General features: G+C 57.6%; 3 protein-coding genes. All 3 read right to left on the bottom strand.

Features of this window, described 5'->3' with window-relative positions; all coding sequences use genetic code 11:
• Positions 1-40: 40 nt before the first annotated feature.
• Complete coding sequence (locus tag AAFX91_RS41700) at positions 41-457, bottom strand: nucleotidyl transferase AbiEii/AbiGii toxin family protein (protein WP_394570348.1); 417 nt, start codon at positions 455-457, stop codon at positions 41-43.
• Complete coding sequence (locus tag AAFX91_RS41695; RefSeq protein WP_394570347.1) at positions 454-657, bottom strand: hypothetical protein; 204 nt, start codon at positions 655-657, stop codon at positions 454-456. Before AAFX91_RS41695 ends, AAFX91_RS41700 begins: the two co-directional genes overlap by 4 nt.
• Before the next feature lie 453 nt (positions 658-1,110).
• The coding region (locus AAFX91_RS41690) for a hypothetical protein (protein ID WP_394570346.1) at positions 1,111-1,335 on the bottom strand (225 nt) is incomplete at its 5' end.

Below are 1,335 nucleotides of genomic sequence, written 5' to 3'. Positions count from 1 at the left end.
CGTGACGAAACAATCCACGAGATCTTCCTAGCCGACCAGATCAGCCCTCAGTGCGTGGTCGCCGGATGACGCTCACGTTGATCTCTACCTTCAGGCGGATGAGGCCTGATCCGTCTTCGGCCTCGGTCCTGAAGCGAAACTTGGGTGCCACTTCGCTTTGATCGAAGCGCGGAGTGCCGAGCCAAGGCGTAAGGGTATCACGGACGCGATCGAGGATCGGGCCGATTGCGCCCGCCGTGGTCCGCACAAGGTCGATATCCTCCGAATACCGCAAAGGCTTTGGGAAGTGCAGTTTGTTGAGCGCCGTTCCGCCACGGAAGCGAAGCTCTTTGCTCAGGAATGGGTCCTTGAAAAGCTCGACCAGCGCCCGTGCGATGATGAGGTCCTGCTCGACTTGCCGCTGCTCTGCCCACGGCGCATGCTTTGACCAAGCGATGACGTTCTGAGCGGGGATCATTCATCGATCTCCGGATAACGCTGCACAATCACGCGCCAGCGCTCGTTGCGCTCGACAGGCGTGTGTTGTGCCTTCTCGTCCTTTCGACGCTCCGGTTCGAGCGTGACCCACGGCATTGCTTCTTTTCCAAAGAGCTGGTTACGAAGCGCATTGGCGCGCTCGGCATGACCGAGACGATCAAGCAGATAGTCGCGCTGCAAGCCAGCAGCGCGGCTCCCCTGCTCGCTCCCCCAGATGCAGGACGAACGAATACCGCGGCCGGAGCACCGATAACCTATTGTTTTCGTGAAGCCTCTGGTGCTGCCGGACAGGATTGAACTGTGATGGAGGGCACGTTCTGTACTGAAAATATTGAGGTTTTTCGCCTCGCCGGTGTCGTTTGTGTATCAGTCATGGGAGCAGTTGTCACCCGTTCCGGAAGGCCGGGTACTGCCAGTGACTATGATCGGCGGCGATGCATGCCCGCGCTGTAGCGGAAGCACTATGCGTCCGGAGCCATCCGCAGGCTGGTTGAGATCGCCTTGAAGGCGGATAGATATCGCGCAGCAGGATCTTCCGTGAGGATTCGCGATTGCCACTACCGCCGCATTTCGGTGGATAATTTTAGAATAAAGCCGGTTCGCGCATCAGAGTGCAGACTTGGATGATGGATACTACGGGGCGAAACTTGGTTCTAGGATCGGCAGCTTGACGGTCCAATCCCACCAAAATGTCTTCGCCGTGAGCGAGCCCCGCCGCGTGTTTTTGAGGTTCTCAGAGAAATCGATGCGCTCACGCAATCGCAATACATTGGATAGGCAATGACCTGCCACTGAGTATTTCCTCCAGAAGGAGTTAGAGTCCGGCCCGAAGAAGGACGGACAGATGAAGCGAGCAAG

It is taken from the genome of Bradyrhizobium sp. 31Argb, from assembly GCF_043638955.1.
Lineage (GTDB): Bacteria > Pseudomonadota > Alphaproteobacteria > Rhizobiales > Xanthobacteraceae > Bradyrhizobium.
This window is presented reverse-complemented; position numbering and strand designations above follow the sequence as displayed.

Coding starts and splice junctions, on each gene's coding strand:
- AAFX91_RS41700 (WP_394570348.1), bottom strand. CDS start 457: ATGATCCCCGCTCAGAACGTCATCGCTTGGTCAAAGCATGCGCCGTGG.